Genomic DNA, 23,434 nt, shown 5'->3' on the forward strand with positions numbered 1-23,434 from the left:
CCCAGCGCAGCCTGGTACGGGGGAGGGCGGCGCGTAATTCGTCCTCGGTGGGCGCAGGTTCGTCGGGTGCGACGATGCGGCGATCGTTGACGAAGCAGGAGAGGTCGATCTCTTCGCCGCGCCGGCGGGCGATGTCGTCCAGCAGTCGCTGGTGGGCGTCGCCGTCGTAGTAGCCGTGCAGCGAAGCGCCCGCGGACGCCTTCCAGGCGCGGGCGACGACGTCGTCGAATACGCAGTCTGCGACGTCGATCACACAGATGCCAGTCTGCGAGAGCTGGGTGACCGCGTCAGCGAAGCCGGGGCGGAATCGGTTGCTGACCACCAGCTGAGCGACGCTGGGGGTGCGGCGGGTGACTCGGGCGATGGCGACGGCGTAGGCGGCGAGCAGTACGTGCGAGGTGTGCGCCGCGGTGCGCGCGCTGATCGCACGCATGGCCAAGTGCATCGCGGGGGAGTAGCAGAAGATCTCCCAGAAGCGGGGCTCGCGCGGGTCGTCGGACGGGGTGAAACGCTGCGCGGGCACGGTGGCCAGCTGGCTCTCCCAGTAACGCAGAGCCTTGTCGCTCTGGCGGCGTCCAGCCGGGCTTGCCTGTGCCTGGGCGATCTGAAGCGGCTGCGTCCCGCTGACCGGCGCGGTGGGGCGGTTGGTTTGCGGGTCGCGGTGAGCCAGGTCGCGGGCGATCGCGTCGATGCCGAGGCCGTCGACGGCGAGGTGGCTGTATTGCACGACCAGGTGGGTGAGTGCGCCGGCGCTTCGTACCACACCCATCCGCACGGGCCATTCGTTGGCGTGGTCGAAGGCAGTGGTCTCGTAGCGGCAGCGCAACTCTTCCGCGGCGGCTGCCGGGTCGTCGGTTTCGTCGATATCGACGATGTGCAGGATGGTTTCGCCGGATGCGTTGACTGTTTGGCGCGGCAGGGCGCCGGGTGGGCGGTCGTGGTCGACCTGGAGCGTGGTGCGTAGTGCCTGGTGTCGGCTGACCGCGAACTGTAGGACCGCGGCGATCTCTTCGACCGGGGTGCCTTCCGGCAGCGGCATGACCCCGCCGATGTTCATGGTGCGCCCGGTGTGCTGCATGGTGTTCCAGATTCCGCGCTGTCCCCAGGTCAGTTCGCCAGACCCCGAGCCTTCGCCGTGAAACGGAACCCTTATTTCCGACACCGTACTGGACAACGCGTCGTCTCCCGTCGATCGAAGGCCGTCAGGACTGTGGGCCACGGTATGGGGCGTTCGCGGCGCGTCAACTGCGGCACTGGCGACTCCGCGGCGGTTGATGGGGGAGGGCTCTGGCCAGTGGCGGCTCCGTGGCTGCGTGGATGCGCGCGGTGCAAGTCGCGAAAGCCCCTGGCGGGGTGAAGCAACACACTGCTACCGCATATCGCCGGCGTATCGAAAACCACATACGTGCTGGTAACAGCCCGCAGCATTGACTGGAGGCGTGTCAAACAGCGAACCAGTACGGACAGCGGAGCGCCCCCGCACCCGGTCGGCGGTGTCCTCGTCTCCGGCAGTGATCCCAAGAACAGGAATCACGGTTTATGGCTGTGAGCCGGACGAGGCCGTGCTGTTCCGAGAGCTGGCGCCTGGCTTTGGCATGACCGCTACCCTCACGGACGCGGCAGTGTCCGAAGCCAATATCGAACTGGCGTATGGAAACCGCTGCATCAGCGTGAGTCACAAGGCCCGCATCGCGAACTCTACGCTTCTCGCGCTGAGCAAAGCGGGCATCGCATATATCTCCACGCGCAGCATCGGATACAACCATGTCGACGTGAAGTACGCGGAGCGTGTCGGCATCACCGTCGGAAACGTCGCCTACTCACCGGACAGCGTGGCCGACTACACGCTGATGCTCATGCTGATGGCACTGCGCAACGCAAAATCCACTATCCGTCGCGCCGATGCGCATGACTATCGGCTAAGTGAGGCACGCGGGAAAGAATTGCGCGATCTGACTGTCGGGGTCATTGGAACAGGGCGTATCGGCGCAGCGGTGCTGGAGAGGCTCCGGGGTTTTGGCTGCCGAACATTGGCTTATGACAGTTATCCCGGCGCCGCTGCTGACTACGTCCCTCTCGACGAACTGGTGCAGCGCAGCGACGTAGTGACCCTGCATACCCCGCTCACCCCCGAGACATATCACCTCATGAATCGCCCGCGGATCGCGCGGATGAAGCAAGGCGCGTTCATCATCAATACTGGACGCGGCTCGCTCATCGACACTGAGGCCCTGGTCTGGGCATTGGAACGCGGCGGTTTGGGTGGCGCGGCGCTGGATGTAGTCGAGGGGGAAGAAGGTGTGTTCTACGCCGACTGCAGAGACAAACCCATCGAGAGCAAGCTATTAGTGCGTCTGCAAGAGCTGCCGAACGTGATCGTCACTCCGCATACCGCGTATTACACGGAACATGCGCTGCGGGACACCATTGAGAACAGTATCGTCAACTGCCTGAAGTTTGAAAGCGGGGAACAGCATGGATAGGTTGAAGGTCGCAATTGTGTTCGGGGGCGCTTGCGAGGAGCACCCGGTCTCGGTCAAATCCGCGCAAGAGGTCGCGAAGAACCTCGACCTCGAAAAGTACGAACCGTTCTGGATCGGGATCACGAAGAGCGGCGCCTGGAAGCTCTGCGAGAACCCTGACATGGACTTGGAAGCCGGCGCCTCCAGGCCCGTCGTGCTATCGCCGGATCGAAGCGCGCGCGGACTGCTCGTCCTGGACCAGGGACGATACGAAACGATCCAGCTGGACGTAGTGCTGCCTGTCCTGCATGGCAAGCTCGGCGAGGATGGTGCGATTCAAGGCTTACTGGAGCTCTCCGGGATACCGTACGCCGGCTGTGGCATCCAGAGTTCCGCGCTGTGCATGGACAAATCCCTCGCCTACGTCATCGCCGGGAGCGCGGGAATCGCCACGCCGAGGTTCTGGACCGTCACCGCGGACGAGAAAATAGAGCTCGGGCAGCTGCCCTATCCGGTCTTCGTGAAGCCGGCCCGGTCGGGTTCATCGTTCGGCGTCAGCAAAGCATCTGATGACGAGGAACTGCTGAGCGCGGTGGAGGAGGCCCGGCAGTATGACGCGAAGGTGCTGATCGAAGAGGCGGTCATCGGCAGCGAGGTCGGATGCGCGATCCTAGGGAACGGCACGGATCTCGTCGTGGGCGAGGTGGATCGAATCTCGCTGTCGCACGGTTTCTTCAGAATCCATCAGGAAAGCGAACCCGAAAGCGGCTCCGAAAACTCCACCCCGATCGTACCCGCCGACATTTCGATAGAGTCGCGATCACTCGTCCAGGAAACGGCGAGGACGATATACCGCGCACTAGGATGCAGCGGGCTCGCGCGGGTCGACATGTTTCTGAAAGACGACGGCACGGTGGTGCTTAACGAGGTGAATACCTTGCCCGGCCTGACCTCGTACAGCCGTTACCCGAGAATGATGGCAGCCGCTGGTTTGCCGCTCGCCGAGGTGATTGACCGCGTCGTGGCGCTGGCAGTGATGGGCGAGCGCGATGGAAGATGAATTCGTCTTTGTCGACGAGCTGGTGACCGGAATACGCTGGGACGCCAAGTACGCCACCTGGGACAACTTCACCGGCAAGCCGGTAGACGGGTACCTGGCCAATCGCATCGTCGGCACCACGGCGTTGTGCGCGGCGCTGGAAATGGCGCAAGAGAAAGCCGCGGGCCTGGGTTTCGGCTTGCTGCTTTGGGACGGTTACCGCCCGCAGCGCGCAGTCGATCGCTTCTTGCGCTGGTCGACGGAACCGGAGGACGGCCGAACGAAACGGCGGCACTATCCGAATATCGATAGGCCGCAGATGTTCGAAAAGGGATACGTGGCCGCCAAGTCGGGCCACAGCCGGGGCAGCACGATAGACCTCACGCTTTACGATCTGGCCAGCGGTGAACTCGCCCCCATGGGCGGCGGCCACGACCTGATGGATCCCGTCTCACACCATGGCGCAAGCGGAATAAGGCGAGCCGAGGCGAATAACCGCCGGTGCCTCCGCGCGATCATGGAGGGTTGCGGTTTCAGCTCATACGACTGCGAGTGGTGGCATTACACACTCAAAGCCGAACCTTACCCGAACACCTATTTCGACTTCCCCATCACCTAGCGATCAGCTAGCGACCGGCAGCAGCACCGTGACGCAAAGTCCCCCGGCGGCCCGCGGCGCGAGGGTGAGTGTTCCGTCGTGGGCGTGCGTGATGCTCTTGACGATGGCCAAGCCGAGGCCGACTCCCGCGTGGTCACCGCGTACGCGTTCGGTTCCGCGAAGAAACGGCTCGACGAGCGTGGAAACCAACTGCGGCGTCAGCATCTCGCCGGTGTTCTCGACCGTGAGCACCACGCTCCCACGGCGTGCGCTGGTCGTCACCCACACCGCGCCCCCTGCCGGCAGGTTGTGCACGATGGCGTTGTGCACAAGGTTCGTAGTCAACTGCAGCAGCAGCGCGGGTGAACCCTCGGCGTGGGCCGCGTCGCCGGAGATCTCGATGGTGACGCCGTGCCTCTCCGCGAGCGGCAGGAGCGTCTCAGTGGCCTCCTCCGCGATGAGCGACAGGTCAACGGGCACCGGGGCAAAGGAACGCTTCTCTGCGCGGCTGAGCAGGAGCAACGCCTCAGTGAGGTCGATCGCCCGAGTGTTGACCGCGCGCAGGCGGCCGACGAGCTCATCGGTGTCCCGGTTCAGATCATTGTCGGCGACCTCGAGAAGCGCCTGCGTGATCGCCAGCGGCGTGCGCAGCTCGTGGGACGCGTTGGCCGCGAATCTCTGCTGTTCGGCCACGTGCGCTTCGAGCCGCGCGAGCATGATGTCGAAGACGTCGGCCAGTTCGCTGAATTCGTCCGCCCGGCCCGGAAGCCGGATCCGGTGCGCGAGCGACCCGTTGGCGGCCAACTTCGCCGCCGAGGAGATCCGCGCAAGCGGCGCGAGCATCCGGCCGGCCAGGAACCATCCGCCCAGGAGCCCGAACGCGAGCAGGAAGGCAAGTGCCGCGGCCGCGGCTGGGGCGAAGCCGCGCAGCAAGTCGGAGCGCCTGGGCCCGGTGACGAACACTGCGCAATTGACCACCTGATGGAAGGCGCTCGCATCGATGTCCGGTATCCAGCGCAGGGCGAACACCCACGCCACGGCCACCAGGAGGGCGCCGGCGAACACCACGATTCCGGCGTAGCTGAAGGTGAGTTTCAGTCGGGCGCTTAGCCCCGGGCGTCTATTCATGACCGTCTATTCATGGCCGTCTATTCATGCGCGCTGCCTGGGTCGATGGTGTTCACGGCGGTGTCCAGGCCAGCGTCGATCCGGTAGCCGACGCCCGGCACCGTGGCGATCAGCCAGGGTTCGCCGAGGCGTTTGCGCAGCGCCGAGACCGTGATGCGTACGGCATTGGTGAAAGGGTCGGCGTTTTCATCCCACGCCCGTTCCAGGAGCTCTTCCGAGCTGATGACGCCGCCCTCGGCGGCGACGAGGACTTCGAGCACGGCGAACTGCTTGCGGGTCAGCGCGACGTAGCGGCCGTCGCGAAAGACCTCCCGCCTGAATGGATCAAGACGCAAACCCGCGATCTCTCGCACCGGAGGCCTGCTGTGGGCACGCCTGCGGTCGAGCGCTCTGAGCCTGAGCACGAGCTCTCGCAGTGCGAATGGCTTGGTGAGGTAGTCGTCGGCGCCGAGTTCGAACCCGGAAGCCTTGTCGTCCAGCCGGTCGGCAGCGGTGAGCATGAGGATCGGCATGCCGCTGCCGGAGGCGACGATGCGTTTCGCGATCTCGTCGCCGGAGGGGCCCGGGATGTCGCGGTCGAGGACGGCGATGTCGTAGGCGTTGACGCTCAGTAACTCCAGCGCGCTGTCGCCATCGCCGGCGAGGTCGGCGGCGATCGCCTCCAGGCGCAAGCCATCGCGGATGGCCTCTGCCAGGTAGGGCTCATCCTCGACGACCAGCACGCGCACACCCTCAATGCTACGAGCAGCTGCATATCGTCGGCATATCGAAAATCCAGGCCACGGCCGTGCGCCCCGATCGTCGTCTGCCGCGAGCCGCGTGCTCGCCAACACGATGTGGCCCCGGACCAAATGGTCCGGGGCCACACCCCCCGTCGCCAGGTTTCTATCCGCACAGCACGGGATAGAACCAGCGTTCGTCGTCCGGCAAGGCGGTTCCGCCCGCTACCTCGATGCAGGCGCCGGGCGCGTAAGCGTAGACGGGTCCGGCGTAGCTGGTGAAGTTGCCGCTGTCCCTGCCATCGCCACCGTTGCCCCCGTAGCCTCCGTCCGGGCCGGAGATGTACACCCACGTGTCCGTAGGCGTCCCGACATAGACGCTCTTGAGCAGCACCGCGCAGTCGGTCGAGCCGTTGTAGGACACGTATATGGTCCCGCCGTCAAGGTTGAACACGCCGTTGTCGTCCGGCCAGTAGCCGGATCCGCAGATGGACGCCGCATGCCAGGCGGCAGAGCTGGAAGCCTGCGCGGGTGCTGCGCCCAGCGCGAGGCTGCCCACCGATGCCGCCGCCGTCGCGCCGACCGCGATCAGACTCTTGATTCGAGTTCGCACGTTCGCCTGCCTTTCGCTCAGTTGCAGTGGTCCGGGCCTTCGACGTACACGCCGGTGTCCCCGTCGCCGCCTCCCCACCAGATGCAGGTGCCTGGCGCGTACGCGTACACCGGCCCGGCGTAGTAGCTGTAGTTGCCCGGGTCGGGATTCATGTTGTTCTCGTCGGTCCCGATCGTCGCGTCGGTCCAGGTCGGCGTGCCGACGTGGATGTCCTTCAGCGTGACGACGCAGTCCCAGCCGCCGTTGTAGGACAGGTAGATCGAGGAGGTCGCCCTCCCGCTGTCGCCGACGTTGAACGAGTCCAGCGGCCGGTAGCCGGAGCCGCAGAGCGACGCGGCGTACCAGGCCGACCCCGAGTCCGCATGGGCGGGCGCCGCACCGATCGCGAGTGCGCCTGCCGCGGCGACGCTGCCGAACAGTGACAGTGTCTTGGAACGCTTGCCGAGCTTCATGATTGCGTCTCCCGTGTCAGCTTCCGCAGTTGTGCTTGCTGTAGTTGTAGGCCCGCGCGATTTCGTGACCGCTCGGTTCCCACATGTCGACTTCCTCCCACACGCACGAACCGCCGCCGACGCCCCCGCGACAAGAGCGGTGGACAGCGCCAACTGTCCGGCTCGGCGCGAAAAGCCTCATGATTCCCTCCGTATGTCGTGAACCCCGCCGACGTGATCACCGTGTCACAGTGCTCTGTCCCGGTGATAACGTGCCGCTATCGCGCGAGGGGGAGCGGATGGGGAAGCTTTGGTTCGGGGTTCTCGGGCCGTTGGCCGCGCAACACAACGGTGCCGCTATACCGGTGGTGGGGGATCGCCGGCGGGTGCTGCTCGCGACGCTGCTTCTGCACGCCGGCACCCCGGTCTCCACCGATCGATTGATCGACGCGCTGTGGACGGGCGAACCACCGCGACTAGCCAGGCAGGCGCTGCACAACCAAGTCAAACGGCTGCGTGACGTCCTTGGCGATGAAGTGGCCTCACGGCTCGGCACCGCGGCCGACGGATACCTGCTCGACCTCGCCGAGGAGGAGCTGGATACCCGCAGGTTCGCGGCGCTGGAATCCGCGGGGCGTAAGGCAGCTGACGCCGCCGACTGGGAGCGGGCGGCCGACTTGTCGACTGAGGCGCTCTCGCTCTGGCGCGGCGAACCGTTGTCCGACCTTCCGGATCGGTCTGAATTCACCGATGCGGCCGAGCACTGGCGCGCGCGCAGGCTTCAGGCGGAACGGTTGCGGCTCGACGCCTTGCACCACCTCGGCCGGCACGCCGACTTGCCGGGCCCGCTCGCGAAGCTGATCAGGGAACATCCGCTGGATGAGGGCTTGCGCGGCCAGCTCATGCTCGCCCTGTTCCTGGGCAATCGGCAGGCCGAGGCGCTGGCAGTGTTCGATGAGACGCGCCGCATCCTGGTCGATCAGCTCGGCATCGAACCCGGACCGGAGCTGCGCCGACTGCATCAACGGATTCTGCGAGCCGACTCCACTCTCGCGCTCCACCGCACGTCCACGGTCGTGTCGCGCTCGGACGCAACAACGTCGAAACGGCCAGAGGCAAGCGCTGCGACGGCTGCGGACCGCTCTGTTCCTCAACAGCTGCCTGCGACGATCAGGCACTTCGTCGGACGCACCGATCAGCTCGAAGCACTCGAAGCAGTGAGTCGGGCCGAGCGCTCGGGCGAGCACGCGAGCACGGTGCTGACCATCGACGGGACCGCGGGCGTGGGCAAGACCGCGCTTGCCGTGCACTGGGCGCACCGGGTCGCGGGCCGCTTCCCGGACGGGCAGCTCTACACGAATCTGCGCGGCTTCGATCCCAGCAGCGGTCCCGCCGCGCCCGCCGAAGCGCTGCACCGATTCCTGACCGCGCTCGGGTTCGCATCGCAGCGGATCCCGGCCGGACTGGAGGAAAGGGCGGCGCTCTACCGTTCCGCGACGGCCGGCCGCCGAATGCTCATCATCCTCGACAACGCGCACGATGCCGAACAAGTCCGCCCCCTGCTGCCCGGCTCATCAGGGTGCTTAGTCCTGGTGACCAGTCGGGTCCGGCTGGCCGGTCTCGTCGCGTCCGACGGAGCGCAACCGCTCGCGCTCGATCGCCTCACGGCCGAGGAGGCCAGGCAGCTGCTCGACCGGCGCCTCGGGCCGGAGCGCACCGCCGACGAGGCGGCGGCGGTCGAACAACTGGCGCAGCTGTGCGCCCGGCTTCCGCTGGCCCTGAACATAACCGCGGCCAGAGCCCTGACAGAGCCCGGCCGGCCGCTCGCCGAGCTGACCGCGGACCTGCAGGAGGCCAGCGGCCGCGATCGGCTGGACGCGTTCAGCGCCGGCGATGCGGCCACAGACGTGCGCGCGGTTTTCTCCTGGTCCTACCGTAAGTTGAGCGCCGACGCGGCGATGCTCTTCCGGCTCCTCGGCGGACATCCCGGACCGGACATCTCCGAAGCCGCCGCGGCGAGCCTCTCCGGTCGCGGGCCTGCGGCCACGCGCCGACTGCTGGACGAACTCGTACACGCACACCTCCTCAGTCGGCTGCCAGGACCGCGCTACACCTTCCACGATCTCCTTCGCGCCTACGCCGCAGAGCTGGTCGCCGAATACGAGGACGAAGACGAATGGCGCGCGGCGATGCTGCGCGCCCACGATCATTACCTTCACACGGCGCACCAGGCCGCGCTGCACATTTCCGCGGGCAGGACCGCGCTGGCGCTGGGAGACTTGCAGCCGGGAGCGCTGCCCGAGGACATTCCCGACGGCGAACGCGCGCACGCCTGGTTCGAGGCCGAGCATGCGGTGCTGATCGGTCTTGTTGAGCAGGCCGGCCGAGCCGGTCTGGACGTTCACGCCTGGCAGCTGCCCTGGAGCGTCGCGGAGTACCTCGACCGGCTCGGCCGCTTCGCCGAGATCGTGGCGACCCAGCGCACGGCGATGGCCGCGGCCGATCGCCTCGGCGATCGGGTAGCGCAGGCGCACGCCTTTGGCAGCCTTGGCCGCGCGCTAGTCCAGCTCGGCGAGCATCAGGAAGGGCTCGAGCAGTTGACCCGGAGCCTCGAAATGCAACGTGAGCTTGGCGACGAACCGCAGCAGGCGCTTACCCACACCGCGATCGCACATATGCACGCGATGCGCGGCGAGCACAAGGACGCACTGCAGCATGGCGAGCTCGCACTCGAGTTGTGTAGGCGTACCGGTCACCTGTCCGGTCAGAGCATCGCCCTGAATGTCGTCGGCTGGTGTCACACACAGCTGGGCGAATACGACAAAGCGCGCGAGTGCTGCCGAGAAAGCATCGAACTGAGCCGCACCATGGGCAACCGCACCGCGGAGGGAGCGGCCCTGGACAGCCTCGGCGAGGTTCACCATCACCTCGGTGCCTTCGCCGAGGCGGCGGACAGCTACCGGCAGGCAGCCGACCTTCGCCTGGAGCTGCGACATTTCCAGCACGCCGCGGCGAGTCTGACCCGGCTCGGCGAGACCGGCATCGCGGCCGGCGATCTCGCCGCCGCACGCCGAGCCTGGGCGGAGGCATTGGCCATCCTCGACGGGCTCGACCATCCGGACGCCGCCGCATTGCGCACCAGGCTGCGAGACCTTGCCAGCGAAGCCTGAGCCGGGTGACGCCGCCACAGCCGCCCGGTCGGCGTGGCTCACGGCCAATGTGCGCGCTAACAAATCGGGCAAGCCGAGGTCTTGACCGCGACTCGTAGTTCGTTGATAGTGATGCCGGAACAGCGCCAAAGCAGGCACGCATAGCTGAACGTTCACGGCATAACTACCCCGCATTGTTGTTAGCGCTAACAAATCTCAGCTCGCGCACCTGCCTGCCCACCTGCACCCCCGCGCCAGATCGGCCCATCGCGAAGCCGGTCGAGACGCGGCTTGGGACCAGCAATCAGAACAAGGGAGTTCATGTTGCCTGCCCTGCCTTCTGTCCGCCGACCGCGCCGAGGGCTGGCCGCCGCCCTGGCCACGGTGGCGCTCGCTTTCGCCGGCCTGGTCGCCTCGATTGGGGCCTCACACGCGGCCGCCCAGGCACCCTGCGACATCTACGCCGCGGGCGGCACGCCATGCGTCGCCGCGCACAGCACCACCCGCGCGCTCTTCGCCGCCTACAGTGGTCCGCTCTACCAGGTGCAGCGCACGTCCGACAGCACGTTCGCCGACATCCGGGTGCTGGCGGCCGGGGGCGCCGCCAACGCCGCGGCGCAGGATTCGTTCTGTGCGGGTACCGTGTGCGCGATCACCCGCATCTACGATCAGACCGGCAACGGCAATACCCTGCTTTACCAGGGCATCGGCGGAACCGGCGGCGCCGACACGGCGGCCACGGCGACTACCGAAGCCGTCACGGTGGGCGGGAACAAGGCCTACTCGCTCTACATCAAGCCGGGCAACAGCTACTGGGTCAACGGCTCGACCTCGGGCGTGCCGACCGGCAGCTCGCCGGAGGGTGAGTACATGGTGACCAGTGGCGCTCACGCCAACAACGGCTGCTGCTTCGACTACGGCAACACGGAAACGAACCACAAGGCCGACGGCAACGGCGCCATGGACGCGATCAACTTCAGCACGGAGTGCTGGTTCGGCGGGTGCAGCGGAACCGGGCCGTGGGTGCAGGCGGACCTGGAGAACGGCCTATTCTCCGGCGGCGCCGCGGCCTGGAACCCGAACCAGGTCTCGGAGACCAGCCACTTCGTCACGGCGATGCTCAAGAACAACGGCACGACCGCGATGGCGCTCAAGGGCGCTAACGCCCAATCCGGAAGCCTGACCACCTTCTACAGCGGCACGCTGCCCAGCGGATACAACCCGATGCACAAGCAGGGCGCCATCATCCTGGGCAGCGGCGGAGACTGCTGCCAGACCAACACGAACGCGAGCGCCGGAACGTTCTACGAGGGCGCCATGGTGAAGGGCTATCCCTCGGACGCGACCGACGCCGCGGTCCAGGCCAACATCGCAGCCGCCGGTTATTCCACGAGCGCCACGCCGTTCACGCCCGGAGCGCGGCTGTCGCTTCAGGCCACCACCTCCTGCTGCACCTCCGACTACCTGCAGCACGATGCGAGCGACACGAAAGTCGTGATCGGGGCGGTGAACTCGAGCAGTTCCGCTACCGTCAAGGCCGACGCCACGTGGATTGTCGAGCCCGGCTTGGCGAACAGCGGCTGCGTCTCCTTCCAGTCGGCCAATGAGTCCGGCCAGTACATCAGGCACTATGCATTCGAGCTCTACCTTCAACCGAACGACGGAACCACGCAGTTCGCCGCCGACGCCACGTTCTGCCCGCAATCCGGCAACAGCGGCACGGGCTATTCCTTCCAGTCGTTCAACTATCCGTCCAAGTACATCCGGCACTATTCCTTTGTCGGATACGTCGCGAGCGACGGCGGCTCCAACGCCTGGGACACCACCTCGGTGTGGGCGCAGGACACCAGCTGGCTTGCCTCAGCTCCCTGGAGCTGACGAGGACTGGAGTAGGCCCCCAGCGCTGCCAGCACTGAAGCAAGCCTGCCGCGCATCCCGAAGATCGGGATGCGCGGCAGTGCGAACGAACATCAGCCTTCGTGTTTGCCGTGCCACCGGAACGTGCGCAGCGAGACCGCCAGGCCGCCGATGGTCCAGGCGAGCAGGACCAGCGCGATCTTCCCGTGCTCCCAAGAGCCTGCTGGTTCCTGGGTTTGGAAAGTGTCCGGCAGGAACACCGAGCGAATGCCCTGGCACATCCACTTGAGCGGGAAGACCGCACCGATGCCGCGCAGTAGCGGGCCGAGCTGGCTGTAGGTGAAGAAGACGCCTGAGATGAATTGCAGGATGAGGAAAGGCGGCAACACCACCGCGGAGGCCGACCGGCCGTCCTTGGCCATTCCGCCCAGCGTGATGCCGAGTGTTGCGCAGGTAGCCAACCCCAGCACGAACACCCAGATCAGGGTGAGCCACCGGCCGGCGCTGGTCGGCAGGTGCAGGTGGAAGAAGAGCGTGCTGACCGCCAGCAGGATCGCGAGCTGCACCAGCCCGGATGTCAGCGCGGAGAGCAGCTTGCCCAGGAAGTAGGAAATGCGCGGCATGGGCAGCCCGCGCAATCGCTTGATCGTCTTGTCGGTGCGGTCGGAGGCGATGCCGATCGCCACGCCCTGAAAGCCCACGGACATCGTGCCGGTGGCCGCGATTCCGGCGGTGAAGTACTGGGTGAACGGCACGTTGGTGTGGGGCACGTCGCCCTTGAAGATCGATCCGAAGATCAACATCATGAGCACCGGATACGAGAACGTGAACACCACCGCGTCGCGCTGCCGGAAGTACTGGCGCAGCTCGATCCCCGCCCGGTTGACCGCCAGCCGCGCCGCGGAGGGCAATCGCCCCTCGCCGTCAACGGCGGGTTGGGTGAGCACCGACGATTGACTCACGAGTCCTCCCCGGTCAGCCGCAGGTAGACGTCTTCGAGGGTGGGCCGGGACACCGTGAGGTCCGGCACCTCGCCGCCGTAACGCGCGGAAAGCTCGGCGACCAGCTTGGTGGGCGCGTCGGTCTCGGCGCGCTGCGGCCCGTCCTGCGGATCGCTCCAGCCGACGCTCGCCGCGGCCAGGTTCCGCCCGCCGAGCAGGTCCGGCCGGTCCACCGCGACGATGCGGCCCCGGTTGATCACCGCGGCCCGGTCCGCGAGCTGCTCCGCCTCCTCCAGGTAGTGCGTCGTCAGCAGGATTGTGGTGCCCGCGGTGCGCAGCGCCCGGATCAGCTCCCAGAACTGCCGGCGCGCCTCGGGGTCGAAACCGGTGGTCGGCTCGTCGAGGAACAACAGCCGCGGATCGCCGACGATGCCCAGCGCCACGTCAAGGCGGCGCCGCTGCCCACCGGAGAGCGTCGAGACCCGCGAACGCTCCTTGCCGCTCAGCCCGACCAGCTCGATCACCTCGCCGGCCGGGCGCGGCCGCGGGAAGTACCCGGCGAAGTGCCGCACGATCTCGCCGACGGTGAGTTCGTAGACATCGCTGGACTCCTGCATCACGATGCCGATTCGGCTGCGCCACCGTCGGCCGGCCGTCTGCGGGTCCTGGCCCAGCACGGCGACCTGGCCGCTGTCGCGCTTGCGGTGACCCTCCAGGATCTCCGTCGTGGTGGTCTTGCCCGCTCCGTTCGGCCCGAGCAGCGCAAAGGTCTCCCCGCGCCACACCTCCAGGTCCAACCCGTCCACGGCGATCGCGTCGCCGTAGCGCTTGACCAGCCCGCGTACGTGGATGGCTGCATCCCCCGCCGTCATGAGAGACAGAGTGCCGTAACCGGGACACACACGCCAGACTTTGCGCACGGCGCGGCGCCCGGCTTGTGGACGATCCGCGTCGTGTCAGCTCTCTGCGAGCCGGCGGCTGAGCAGGCGGCGTTCGGCTTCGGTCGGGGCGAGCGTGAGCGCCGTGTGCAGGCAGGCGTCCGCCTCGTCCGTGCGGCCGCAGCGGCGCAGCAGGTCGGCGCGCGTGGCGTGCAGCAGGTAGTAGCCGTCGAGCCGGCCGGATTCCGCGATCGCGTCGACCAGCGGCAGCGCCGCCTCGGGGCCTTGCGCCATCGACACCGCGACGGCGCGATTGAGCTCCACGATCGCGCTCGGGGCCACCTGGGCCAGTTGCTCGTAAAGCGCGACGATCTGCGGCCAGTCGGTCTGCTGCGCCGAGGGCGCGGTCGCGTGGCACGCCGCGATCGCCGCCTGGATCTGGAACGGCCCGGCCCGGCGCCGCCGCAGCGCGCGCTCGAGGATCGCGCTGCCCTCGGCGATCTGGTCCGGGTCCCATGCGGAACGGTCCTGCTCGCCTAGCGTGACCAGTTCGCCGCCCGCATCGACTCGGGACGGGCGCCGCGCGTCGTGCAGCAGCATCAGCGCGAGCATGCCGTGCGCCTCAGGCTCGTCGGGCATCAACGCCGCCAGCACGCGGGCGAGCCGAATCGCCTCCCGGCTCAGCTGGGTCTTGTGCTGCTGGTCGCCGTAACCCTCGTTGTACAGCAGGTAGAGCACGTGCAGAACGCCGGGCAGCCGGTCCGGCAGCAGGTGCGCCGGCGGGACACGCAGCGGGATCACCGCGTGCGCGATCTTCTGCTTGGCCCGGAAGATGCGCTGGCCCATCGTGCGTTCCGGCACGAGGAACGCGCGGGCGATCTCGGCGGTGCTCATTCCGGCGAGCGAACGCAGTGTCAGCGCCACCTGGGCGTCGAGGTTGAGCGCCGGATGGCAGCAGGTGAACATCAGCTCGAGCCGTTCGTCCGGGATCTCGCTGTCGCTGGTGTACGGCGCCGGCTGTTGCGGTTCCAAAGCGGCCCACTGTCTGATCTTCGCGGCCTCGGCCGATGCGCGGCGCATCCGGTCGACGGCGCGATTGCGGGCGGCGGTGGTGAGCCACGCAAGTGGCTGGCGCGGCACGCCGTCCTGCGGCCAGGTGCGCAGCGCCTGCGCGAAAGCGTCTTGAGCGCACTCCTCGGCCAGGTCCCAGTCGCCGCCGGTGAACCGGATCATGGTGGCCACGATCCGGCTCCATCCGTCGGCGTAGATCCCGGCGATCAACTCGTTCGCCGACTCGCCGGTGATCACCTGTCCTCCGCCCGTCTCGAACTCAGCCGGCTCTAATCTTCAACCCAGAACGGCCGCAGCTCGATCACGCCGCCCCAGGCCATCGGGTGCCTGGACGCGACCTCGACGGCCTCGTCCAGGTCGGCACATTCGAGCACGTCGAACCCGGCGATCAGGTCCTTGGTCTCGGCGTACGGGCCGTCCGTGAGCAGCACCTCCCGGTTGCGCACGCGCACGGTGGTCGCGTCGCTGCCCGGCCGGACGCGGTCACCCATCAGCCGGATGCCCTTGCCGTCCATCTCGCTGACCCAGTCCTCGACGTCCGGCGCGCCCTCCGCGGCCCCGGGAGTCAGGTCAGGGTCCACGCACACCAGCATCAGATACTTCATCGGTCCGCTCCGTTCGCGAGTACTTCGGTGGCGTCTTGCGCCGTTTCCGTCTTCATGACGAACGGGCCGAGCGCTCTACTACAGGCTCGCGCGAAAAATCTTCCGGCGCATCCGTCCGCCCGTTCCCGGCCGGTTGACAAGCCCGCCGAACGGGTGGGTGATGCGAAGATGGAGAGAAGTAGAGATGCTTCGCGCACCGGACCCACCCGCCGTGCGCTCTTATCCGCTTCAGCAGCCACCGCGATGGTGGCGCCCTTGGCCGTCGGCACGGCGGCGCAGGCCGCGAGTTCGAGCGCTGCGCCACTGCGCCGCCAGGAACCGGACAAAGCACTGCGGGCCCTGATTCACCGGATCGACCCGGATCGGATGCGGGCCACGGTGCAGCGGCTGACCGAGTTCGGCACCCGGCACACCTTGTCCAGCCAGACCGACCAAGCCCGCGGCATCGGCGCCGCCACGGACTGGGTGATCGGGCAGATGCAGGCGATCGCGGCGACCTCGAACGGCGCGATGACCGTGCAGCGCCAGTCTTTCGTCCAGCCGCCGGCATCGCGGATCCCCACCCCCACCACGATTACCAACTGCATCGCCACGCTGCAGGGCACTGCCTCACCCGAGCGCTTCTACGTGATCACCGGTCATCTGGACTCCCGAGTGACCGACGTCATGGACTTCACCAGCGACGCCCCGGGCGCCGACGACGACGCCTCGGGTGTCGCCGTCGTGCTCGAACTCGCCCGCCTGTTCGCCGGTCACCGTTTCCCCGGCACCATCGTGCTCGCCGCAGTGGCGGGCGAGGAACAAGGGCTCTACGGCTCGTCGTTCATGGCCCAGCAGATGAAGGCGGCCGGAGCCGACGTGCAAGGCATGTTCAGCAACGACATCGTCGGGGCGAGCCAGGCCTGGGACGGCACCCCGCCGAACCCGCACACCCTTCGGCTGTTCGTCGAAGGGATCCCGACCGCGGCCACACCCGACCAGATCGCGCTGATGAAGTCGGTCGGCGGCGAGAACGATGGCGCGACCCACCAGCTGGCCCGGTTCGTGGTGCAGTCCGCTCCGGCCGAACTGACCGGAGCCAACGTCCGGGTGATCTGGCGCCGCGACCGGTATCTGCGCGGCAGCGACCACCTCTCGTTCCAGCAGCAGGGCTATCCGGCGGCCAGATTCACCGAGCCGCGGGAGAACTTCGACCACGAACATCAGAACACTCAGATCGTCGACGGCGTGCAGTTCGGCGACCTGATCGAGTTCGTCGACTTCGACTATCTGGCGCGGGTGGCGAAAGTGAACGCGGCGGCGCTGTGGTCGCTGGCGACCGCGCCGGCGACGCCCAAGGGCGTGCAGATCCACACGACCCCGCCGGCCACTCTGTCCGGCACCAACTTCACCACGCTCAGCTGGGCTGCCAATCCGGATGCCGACCTGGCCGGGTACGAGGTCGTCATGCGGGAGACGACTGCGGCGGACTGGACATCAGCCATCGACGTCGGCAACGTCACCACGGTCACGCTCGACATCTCGAAGGACAACGTGCAGTTCGGCATCCGGGCCGTCGATCAGGCCGGACATCGCAGCCCGGTCGGCTTCCCGCAGGTAGCCGCCTAACGGGGCCGCACCGCAGTCGTGAAAACCGTTTGCCGCGCGGCGGGGCCGGTCACTACCGTCCATCTGTGACCTATCTAAGCCCTTTGGCATACCTACTCGGCCTTGAGGGCGTCGCCCTGCTGCGCGGGATGCGTGACGGCGACGGGGATCGGGCGTTCGTCGAGGCGCGCATCGCCGAGATTCGCGAACTGCTCGCGGACCCGGTGCTGCTCGAGGTCGGCGGCATCGATGCGACACCAGGCAGCATCAGCACCGAGCAGGTCTACAACACCTGGGCTGCCAGCTACGACGAACCGAACACGATGATCGATCTCGAGCAGCCGCTCGTGCACGAGATCCTGGCCACCCTGCCCATCGGCACCGCGCTCGACGCGGCCTGTGGCACCGGGCGGCACGCAGCGCACCTCGCCCGGCTAGGACACCAGGTGATCGGTGTGGACGCCAACGCTGAGATGCTTGCCGTCGCCGCGAAGAAGCTGCCCGATGTGGACCTGCGCCACGGCCCGCTTGAGGCGCTTCCGCTACCCGAGAACTCGGTTGACCTGATCGTCTGCGCACTCGCGCTCTGTCACGTGCCCGACCTCGGACCGGTCTTCGCGCAGTTCGCACGCGTGCTGCGACCCGGAGGGCACCTTGTCATCTCCGACCCGCACCAGCTGCTGTCCTATATCCGCCCGACCTTGCCGCGCGAACCCGGATCGGACGGGCGCCGTACGATCCTCGCCGAGCACCACCGACCGCTCAGCGCGTACCTGACCACTGCGCTGCCCCACGGCTTCCAGCTCAGGCACTGCGCCGAGCCGCACACCGGCGCCCGCAATGGTCAGCGCGCAGCCGCGCGGCCGGAGCGGCCGCCGATGCCTACCGAGGTCTGCTGGGAACTGCTCGACCAGATCCCGGAGGCCGTCGCCGTGGCCGCGGACGTCCCCGCGATCGTGGTCATGCACCTTCAGCTGCCCGCTGCCTGACCGTCCCGCTATCTCGCCGCGATGGCGCGCTCGACAGCGGCAGCCATGCCTTGCTCGCCGAGCGCGTTCGGATGCACGGGCTCTGCCGGGGCGTTGGGGATCAGCGGTTCGATCCAGCGGGAGGCCGGGTCAGCGCAGGCGTCGTGTCCGAGGGACGGCGTGTACGTGTCGACGTAGGCGTCTGCGGCCGCTGCGGTTTGCCGCTTGAGCATGTCGTTGAGCTGGATTTCTGCGTCATTGAGGTAGCTGACGTCGCCGGGGGAGAGGCCGAGCGTGCGCGCGCACGTGGCGGCGTCGGACGCAGGCAGCAGATCGGGATAGCCGACCACGTACACACGCGCGTGTGGAGCGCGTTGGTGGATGCTGGCGAGCGCCGTGGCCAGGTCGGCGGACGCGGTCTGGATCTTCTGCTGGATCCGGTCGGCGCCGTCCGCGGTGTAGAAGGCGCGGCAGGGTGCCGCATCCGCGGTGGTGTCGCGAATCAGGGCGATCAGCGTGCTTGGGGCGTCGAGTTCGACGCAGCGGGTGAGGACCCCGGCGAAATCTACGTCGTTGCCACCGATACCTAGGGTGACCAGCGAGGTGTCGGCGGCAAGCGCGGCGAACTGCGCCGGATTGACGCCGTTGCTCGTGGGCTGAGTCGCGCTGAGGTCGGCGATTCTGGCGCCGCTGCAGCTGACGTCGTGGGCCTTGCCGGCCTTGAGCCCGAGATGCTGAGCGACCAGGGCGGGATAGTCGTGATCGGAGCGCTGGCAGCCGGCCGGATCGCCGACCTGCTGGGGGACCTGCGGCGCCGAGGTATAGGAGTCGCCGAGCGCGACGTACGAATCCAGCGGCGGCGGTGGCGCAGCGGCGGCTGGCCTCGTGACTGTGCCGTGTGCCGCCGTACAAGCGGCCAGCAGCAAGGTCGCGGCGAGGGCCGGAGCGACGCTGCGCATCGTGCGGGGCACGCAGGTCAGGCGCGCCCGGTGTCGAACTTCCGACTGTGGGCGGCCGGACGGTGTCACGGGCATGGGTGCCTGGTTCCTTCCACGGGTCGCAGCAGCCGGTCCAGACTGTACGAACGGTCCGCACCGTGTCGTCGTTCCTGCGCAGTAGTTGCGCCTCGACCAATCGTCCTAGGCCGTGTGTAAGAAGTAGCGTCGGACAAGGCCGCGGCGTCTGGCGCGTGCGATCGCAAGGCGGCGGAGCGTCCTCATATCGGGCATCTGGCAGTGTCCGATAGGTGCCTGGCGGCACCGGGGCTTCGCCAACGCAGCGAGCGTGCGTGGCAGGCGTCGCGGCCCCGGCGAAACTTCTTACACACGGCCTAGCCGACACGGCACGGATAGGGCCGGTCGGGGCGGGTAGTGCGGCGGGATGTTTGATCACTTCACGCTCGACGAGGTGGCTCTCGACGACGTTCGCCTGCGCGTGCGCCACGGCGGTAGCGGCCCGGCCGTCGCGCTGCTGCACGGCCATCCCCGCACGCACACCACATGGCACGCCCTCGCGCCACTGCTCGCGCGGGACTTCACCGTGGTCTGCCCGGATCTGCGCGGCTACGGCGGCTCATCGAAACCGGCGAGCGACGACTCGCACGCGCCGTATTCAAAACGTGCGATGGCCGCCGACATCGTCCAGCTGATGTCCGCACTCGGTCATGAGCGATTCAGCGTGGTCGGCCACGACCGCGGGGCGTACGTCGCGCTGCGCGCCGCCCTGGACCACCCGGAACGGATCACCAAGCTCGCTTTCCTGGGGGTCGTGCCGATCGGCGAGGCGATTCGCCGCTGCGACGCGCGCTTCGCCACCGAGTGGTGGCACTGGTTCTTCTTCAACCAGCCCGACGTGCCGGAGCGGGTGATCAGCGCCGATCCGGACGCCTGGTACTTGCGAGACGGTCTCGAAGCACGAATGGGTCAGGAGAACTACCGCGATTTCCTTGCGGCGATACGCAATCCGGCCACGGTGCACGCGATGCTGGAGGACTACCGGGCCGGATTGAGCGTCGATCGCGCACACGACGAGGAGAGCGTGCGCGAGGGCCGCAAGGTCACCTGCCCCACGCTCGTCGTTGTAGCCAGCAAGGAAGGCGACGACGCGATGTATCCCGAACTGAGCACGATCTGGCCGCAGTGGGCTGACGAGGTGCGGATCGCGTACATCGACACCGACCACCACATCGCCGAGGAGGATCCGGAGGGGCTCGAAGAACTCTTACACCCTTTCCTGAGCGTCTAGGGCAGGTGTCAGAACTATCGCGGAGCACGCAGTCGGACACGGCTCACCGCGTCCAACGCTGTCCAACGGTGACCAGGATTGCCCTCGGACAGCGGGCGTCGCCTTCACCATGGCGCCATGAAGCGTCTTCGCATTCTGACGACCACGCGCGGATTCGCCTTGGCGGCCGCGCTGGCACTCGGCACCCTAACGGCCGCCCCCGCGCGCGCCGACACACCGCTGCCAGCTCCCACCGGTCTCGAAGTCCTGCACGTGGCCGACACCACGGCCGAGATGGACTGGAGCAGCGCCTGCTATTCGACTGGCGACGTCGTCCAGCGATATCTGAACGGATCCTGGCAGACCTATGCGACCGGCCTGTGCGACTACCTGCCGCTGACCGGCCTGACGCCCGGACTCAAATACACATTCCGCGTGTACTCGGCCGCCGTACCCGACATCGGCTACTCGCAAAGTCCGCCGTCCGCACCGATATCGTTCACGACGCTGTCGGGCCCTGACTCAGTACCGCCGTCGAAGCCGGGCACGCCGAGCTTCAGCAGCATCACCACCACGAACGCGAACATCTTCTGGGGTCAGTCCACTGACAACGTCCAGGTCACCGGCTACTACTTGCAGCAGCTGGTAAACGGCGCCTGGACCACCATCCGAACAGTGTCCGCGTCGGCGAACTTCCAGTACGTCTACGGCTTGTCGCCCGCCACGTCCTACACCTATGCGGCCATCGCCTTCGACGCCCGCGGCAACCTGTCGCAGCGCTCTGATCCCGCGACGCTCACGACTCTGGCCCTCACCAAGACACCGTCCTGCACGGTGCAGCTCCAGGTGTACGGCACCGGCTTCACCGCCACGGCCACGATCGTCAACTCCACCTCGGCTTCCATCAGCGGTTGGACATTCGGCTTCTCGCTCACGCCTGCGGCGACAGTCAGCAGCGTCTTCGGCGGCGTGCTGACCCGCACCGGTGGTTCGGGCACGATCACGGCCGCCTCGTACAACGGCACGCTAGGTCCGGGCGGACAGCTTTACTTCGGTTTCATAGGTTCCGCGAATCCGCCCGCGCCGCCGAGCGGCTTCACCTTCAACGGTTTGCCCTGCACAGCGGCATGAGGACGAACCCAGTCGCACGGGGGTAAGGTGCGCGGGGCGCTGGCACCCACGCGCGCCCCGCGCACCGGCCCGGCCGCGCGGCTACCCTCCCGCTCATAGACCCTCATCCACTTGTCGGCGGACGGCTGCGCACCGATCCGGCCGAGGTGCGCACGGTCGCCGACCTCGCCCGGGTACTGCGCGAGCTGCGCCGCAGACACGCCCGGCGGCTCGGGCGGGCCGAGCCGAGCTACCGCGAATTGGCGGACGCGACCGGCTGGTCGCACGGCATCATCGGCGAGTACCTGGCCGGCCGCGTGCTGCCGCCGACCGACCGATTCGACACGCTGGTGCGGCTGCTCGGCGCGACCCCGGCCGAGCAGGGCGCGCTGGCCACCGCCCGCGACCGAGTCGAGGAGGCGCGGCGCCTGGACCGCCGATCCGCAGGTAAGCCTGGTGACAGCGTGCCGGGAGAGAGCAGAACGCCCGGCGCTCCCGTACCGCATCAGCTGCCTATGGATGTATACGCATTCACTGGCCGGGCACGCGAACTGGCGATGCTCGATGCACTGGCCTTCACAGGGCCCGAAGAAGCGGGCCGCGCGGTGGTCGTCTCCGCGGTGTCGGGCACCGCCGGCGTCGGCAAGACCGCGCTGACGGTCCATTGGGCACACCGAGTCGCCAATCGCTTCCCGGATGGTCAGCTGTATCTCGATTTACGCGGCTACGGCCCAGAGCCGCCGGTGGAACCGGCCGACGCGCTGGCCCGGCTACTGCGCGGCCTGGGCGTGGCCGGTCCGCAACTGCCTGCCGAGAGTGCCGAGCGAGCCACTCTCTATCGCACCCTGCTGGCCGGGCGGCGGATGCTCGTGGTGCTCGACAACGCGGCCACGGCGGAACAGGCCCGGCTGCTGCTGCCCGGTGCGCCGTCATGCTTCGTGGTGGTGACGAGCCGGGACCACCTGGCCGGACTGGTCGCCCGAGAAGGCGCCCGGCGGATCGGGCTGGACGCGCTGACCGCCGACGAAGCCGTGACCCTGCTGCGTATCCTGATCAGCCCCCGAACCAATAGGCAGCTCGCCGCGCCCAACCTCGCCGAACTCGCTGATCGAGCCGAACTGACCGAGCTGGCCGAGCGGTGTAGCCGGCTGCCACTGGCGCTGCGGATCGCCGCGGAACTGGCCTCGGCCGACCCCGTACGTGGTCCAAGCGAGCTGCTCGCCGGGTTACGCGACGAGCAGCGACGGCTCGATCTGCTCGACGTGACGGGTGATCCACGCACCGCGATGCGGTCCGTCTTCTCCTGGTCGTATCAACACCTCACGAAAGCGGGCGCGCGGGCTTTCGCATTACTCGGTTTGCACCCGAGCCGGGAATTCGACGTGTTCGCACTCGCGGCGCTCAGCGACGCTGACCTCGGGCAAGCCAGCACACTGCTATCCGAGCTCGTTCGCGTCCATCTGATCGAACCGGTTGGGCAGGAGGGCTTCGCGATGCACGACCTGTTGCGCGCATACGCCGCCGAGCGCGCCGATGAGGCGTGCAGTCCCGAAGAGCGGCACGATGCACTCAGCCGACTGTTCGACCATTACCTGGGCACGGCCGCCGCCGCGATGAACACTCTGTATCCGCACGAGCGGCACAGCCGTCCCGACCCTGGACCGCCGCGCGCCCCACACCCCGCCGTCGAAGACCCAGAAGCCGCGGCCCACTGGCTGGAACAGCGGCGAGGTGCGCTCGTCGCAGCAGGCTTATACGCTGCGCGGCATGGCCGGTCGCAGCACTGCGTGGACCTCTCGCGGGTACTGTGGCGCGCCTTCGAGGTTGGCGGCCACTATCAGGATGCGCTCTCGCTGCACCGCGCCGCCGTGCACGCGGCCGTGGAGGGAGAGCCAGGCCACGCGGCAGCACTGATGAACCTCGGCAACGTCCATTGGTGGCTCGGCGAACACAATAGGGCGCGCGCCTACCTCGAGCAGGCGCTGAAGGGGTACCGGCGCACCAGTGACCGCGACGGCGAGGCGCGTGCCCTGGCGCGGCTCGGGCTCGTGCACG

20 protein-coding genes are annotated in these 23,434 nt (G+C 67.7%); 10 read left to right on the forward strand and 10 right to left on the reverse strand.

The features are described 5' to 3' along the window. Positions 1-1,078, reverse strand: a 1,078-nt coding sequence (locus tag VN779_RS06930) for a condensation domain-containing protein (protein ID WP_325721312.1), incomplete at its 3' end; no start/stop codon positions are given. Positions 1,079-1,514: 436 nt separating this feature from the next. On the opposite strand from VN779_RS06930, the gene vanH reads away from it, so the two are divergent. From vanH to vanX, 3 genes are read left to right on the forward strand one after another with little or no spacing between them, the layout of a single operon-like run. After that, on the forward strand, positions 1,515-2,483 hold the full coding sequence (gene vanH / locus VN779_RS06935; protein WP_349260683.1) for a D-lactate dehydrogenase VanH: 969 nt from the start codon (positions 1,515-1,517) through the stop codon (positions 2,481-2,483). Then, positions 2,476-3,522 (forward strand): D-alanine--(R)-lactate ligase, encoded by a 1,047-nt coding sequence (gene vanA, locus VN779_RS06940; RefSeq protein WP_325721316.1) that lies wholly within the window; start codon positions 2,476-2,478, stop codon positions 3,520-3,522. Before vanH ends, vanA begins: the two co-directional genes overlap by 8 nt. Next, positions 3,512-4,120: a D-Ala-D-Ala dipeptidase VanX gene (vanX, locus tag VN779_RS06945; RefSeq protein ID WP_325721318.1), complete on the forward strand. Its 609-nt coding sequence runs from the start codon at positions 3,512-3,514 to the stop codon at positions 4,118-4,120. Before vanA ends, vanX begins: the two co-directional genes overlap by 11 nt. 3 nt (positions 4,121-4,123) lie before the next feature. On the opposite strand, the gene VN779_RS06950 is transcribed toward vanX, so the two are convergent. From VN779_RS06950 to VN779_RS06965, 4 genes are all read right to left on the reverse strand, one after another. Beyond that, positions 4,124-5,227 (reverse strand): HAMP domain-containing sensor histidine kinase, encoded by a 1,104-nt coding sequence (locus tag VN779_RS06950; RefSeq protein WP_325721320.1) that lies wholly within the window; start codon positions 5,225-5,227, stop codon positions 4,124-4,126. Positions 5,228-5,247: 20 nt separating this feature from the next. Beyond that, complete coding sequence (locus VN779_RS06955) at positions 5,248-5,955, reverse strand: response regulator transcription factor (protein WP_325721322.1); 708 nt, start codon at positions 5,953-5,955, stop codon at positions 5,248-5,250. A 157-nt stretch (positions 5,956-6,112) separates the two neighbouring features. Next, on the reverse strand, positions 6,113-6,559 hold the full coding sequence (locus VN779_RS06960) for a hypothetical protein (protein WP_325721325.1): 447 nt from the start codon (positions 6,557-6,559) through the stop codon (positions 6,113-6,115). A gap of 17 nt (positions 6,560-6,576) precedes the next feature. Continuing rightward, positions 6,577-7,011, reverse strand: coding sequence for a hypothetical protein (locus VN779_RS06965; RefSeq protein ID WP_325721327.1), 435 nt, complete (start codon positions 7,009-7,011; stop codon positions 6,577-6,579). A gap of 278 nt (positions 7,012-7,289) precedes the next feature. On the opposite strand from VN779_RS06965, the gene VN779_RS06970 reads away from it, so the two are divergent. Continuing rightward, on the forward strand, positions 7,290-10,160 hold the full coding sequence (locus VN779_RS06970; protein ID WP_325721329.1) for an AfsR/SARP family transcriptional regulator: 2,871 nt from the start codon (positions 7,290-7,292) through the stop codon (positions 10,158-10,160). Between the two features lie 300 nt (positions 10,161-10,460). After that, on the forward strand, positions 10,461-12,017 hold the full coding sequence (locus VN779_RS06975) for an alpha-L-arabinofuranosidase B (protein ID WP_325721331.1): 1,557 nt from the start codon (positions 10,461-10,463) through the stop codon (positions 12,015-12,017). Between the two features lie 92 nt (positions 12,018-12,109). Here VN779_RS06975 and VN779_RS06980 read toward each other — a convergent pair whose 3' ends face one another. The 4 genes from VN779_RS06980 to VN779_RS06995 form a co-directional block, all read right to left on the reverse strand. Continuing rightward, positions 12,110-12,958: an ABC transporter permease gene (locus tag VN779_RS06980; protein WP_325721333.1), complete on the reverse strand. Its 849-nt coding sequence runs from the start codon at positions 12,956-12,958 to the stop codon at positions 12,110-12,112. Then, a complete protein-coding gene (locus VN779_RS06985; protein WP_325721335.1) occupies positions 12,955-13,809 on the reverse strand; it encodes an ABC transporter ATP-binding protein in 855 nt (284 codons plus the stop codon). Before VN779_RS06985 ends, VN779_RS06980 begins: the two co-directional genes overlap by 4 nt. Positions 13,810-13,893: 84 nt before the next feature. Beyond that, entirely contained in the window at positions 13,894-15,120 is a 1,227-nt protein-coding gene (locus tag VN779_RS06990; protein ID WP_349260684.1) for an RNA polymerase sigma factor, read from the reverse strand. A gap of 35 nt (positions 15,121-15,155) precedes the next feature. Next, on the reverse strand, positions 15,156-15,491 hold the full coding sequence (locus VN779_RS06995; protein ID WP_325721339.1) for a YciI family protein: 336 nt from the start codon (positions 15,489-15,491) through the stop codon (positions 15,156-15,158). 168 nt (positions 15,492-15,659) lie between these two features. On the opposite strand from VN779_RS06995, the gene VN779_RS07000 reads away from it, so the two are divergent. Further along, positions 15,660-17,099 (forward strand): M20/M25/M40 family metallo-hydrolase, encoded by a 1,440-nt coding sequence (locus VN779_RS07000; RefSeq protein WP_414639601.1) that lies wholly within the window; start codon positions 15,660-15,662, stop codon positions 17,097-17,099. A gap of 65 nt (positions 17,100-17,164) precedes the next feature. After that, positions 17,165-18,067, forward strand: coding sequence for a class I SAM-dependent methyltransferase (locus VN779_RS07005; protein ID WP_325721343.1), 903 nt, complete (start codon positions 17,165-17,167; stop codon positions 18,065-18,067). Positions 18,068-18,075: 8 nt separating this feature from the next. Here VN779_RS07005 and VN779_RS07010 read toward each other — a convergent pair whose 3' ends face one another. After that, positions 18,076-19,017, reverse strand: a complete 942-nt coding sequence (locus tag VN779_RS07010; protein ID WP_325721345.1) for an SGNH/GDSL hydrolase family protein — start codon at positions 19,015-19,017, stop codon at positions 18,076-18,078. Positions 19,018-19,426: 409 nt separating this feature from the next. On the opposite strand from VN779_RS07010, the gene VN779_RS07015 reads away from it, so the two are divergent. From VN779_RS07015 to VN779_RS07025, 3 genes are all read left to right on the forward strand, one after another. Continuing rightward, on the forward strand, positions 19,427-20,290 hold the full coding sequence (locus VN779_RS07015; RefSeq protein ID WP_325721347.1) for an alpha/beta hydrolase: 864 nt from the start codon (positions 19,427-19,429) through the stop codon (positions 20,288-20,290). Between the two features lie 117 nt (positions 20,291-20,407). Further along, positions 20,408-21,400 (forward strand): cellulose binding domain-containing protein, encoded by a 993-nt coding sequence (locus tag VN779_RS07020; protein WP_325721349.1) that lies wholly within the window; start codon positions 20,408-20,410, stop codon positions 21,398-21,400. 146 nt (positions 21,401-21,546) lie between these two features. Then, on the forward strand, positions 21,547-23,434 hold a 1,888-nt coding region (locus VN779_RS07025), incomplete at its 3' end, for an ATP-binding protein (RefSeq protein ID WP_325721351.1).

The sequence above is a fragment of the Actinocrinis sp. genome, assembly GCF_035605935.1.
Classification (GTDB): Bacteria; Actinomycetota; Actinomycetes; order Streptomycetales; family Catenulisporaceae; genus Actinocrinis.

Bases quoted from the DNA above. Each gene is read 5' to 3' on its own strand.
- vanA (WP_325721316.1), top strand. From the start codon at position 2,476: ATGGATAGGTTGAAGGTCGCAATTGTGTTCGGGGGCGCTTGCGAGGAG.
- vanX (WP_325721318.1), top strand. From the start codon at position 3,512: ATGGAAGATGAATTCGTCTTTGTCGACGAGCTGGTGACCGGAATACGC.
- VN779_RS06950 (WP_325721320.1), bottom strand. From the start codon at position 5,227: ATGAATAGACGCCCGGGGCTAAGCGCCCGACTGAAACTCACCTTCAGC.
- VN779_RS06965 (WP_325721327.1), bottom strand. From the start codon at position 7,011: ATGAAGCTCGGCAAGCGTTCCAAGACACTGTCACTGTTCGGCAGCGTC.
- VN779_RS06970 (WP_325721329.1), top strand. From the start codon at position 7,290: ATGGGGAAGCTTTGGTTCGGGGTTCTCGGGCCGTTGGCCGCGCAACAC.
- VN779_RS06975 (WP_325721331.1), top strand. From the start codon at position 10,461: ATGTTGCCTGCCCTGCCTTCTGTCCGCCGACCGCGCCGAGGGCTGGCC.
- VN779_RS06985 (WP_325721335.1), bottom strand. From the start codon at position 13,809: ATGACGGCGGGGGATGCAGCCATCCACGTACGCGGGCTGGTCAAGCGC.
- VN779_RS06995 (WP_325721339.1), bottom strand. From the start codon at position 15,491: ATGAAGTATCTGATGCTGGTGTGCGTGGACCCTGACCTGACTCCCGGG.
- VN779_RS07000 (WP_414639601.1), top strand. From the start codon at position 15,660: ATGGAGAGAAGTAGAGATGCTTCGCGCACCGGACCCACCCGCCGTGCG.
- VN779_RS07015 (WP_325721347.1), top strand. From the start codon at position 19,427: ATGTTTGATCACTTCACGCTCGACGAGGTGGCTCTCGACGACGTTCGC.
- VN779_RS07020 (WP_325721349.1), top strand. From the start codon at position 20,408: ATGAAGCGTCTTCGCATTCTGACGACCACGCGCGGATTCGCCTTGGCG.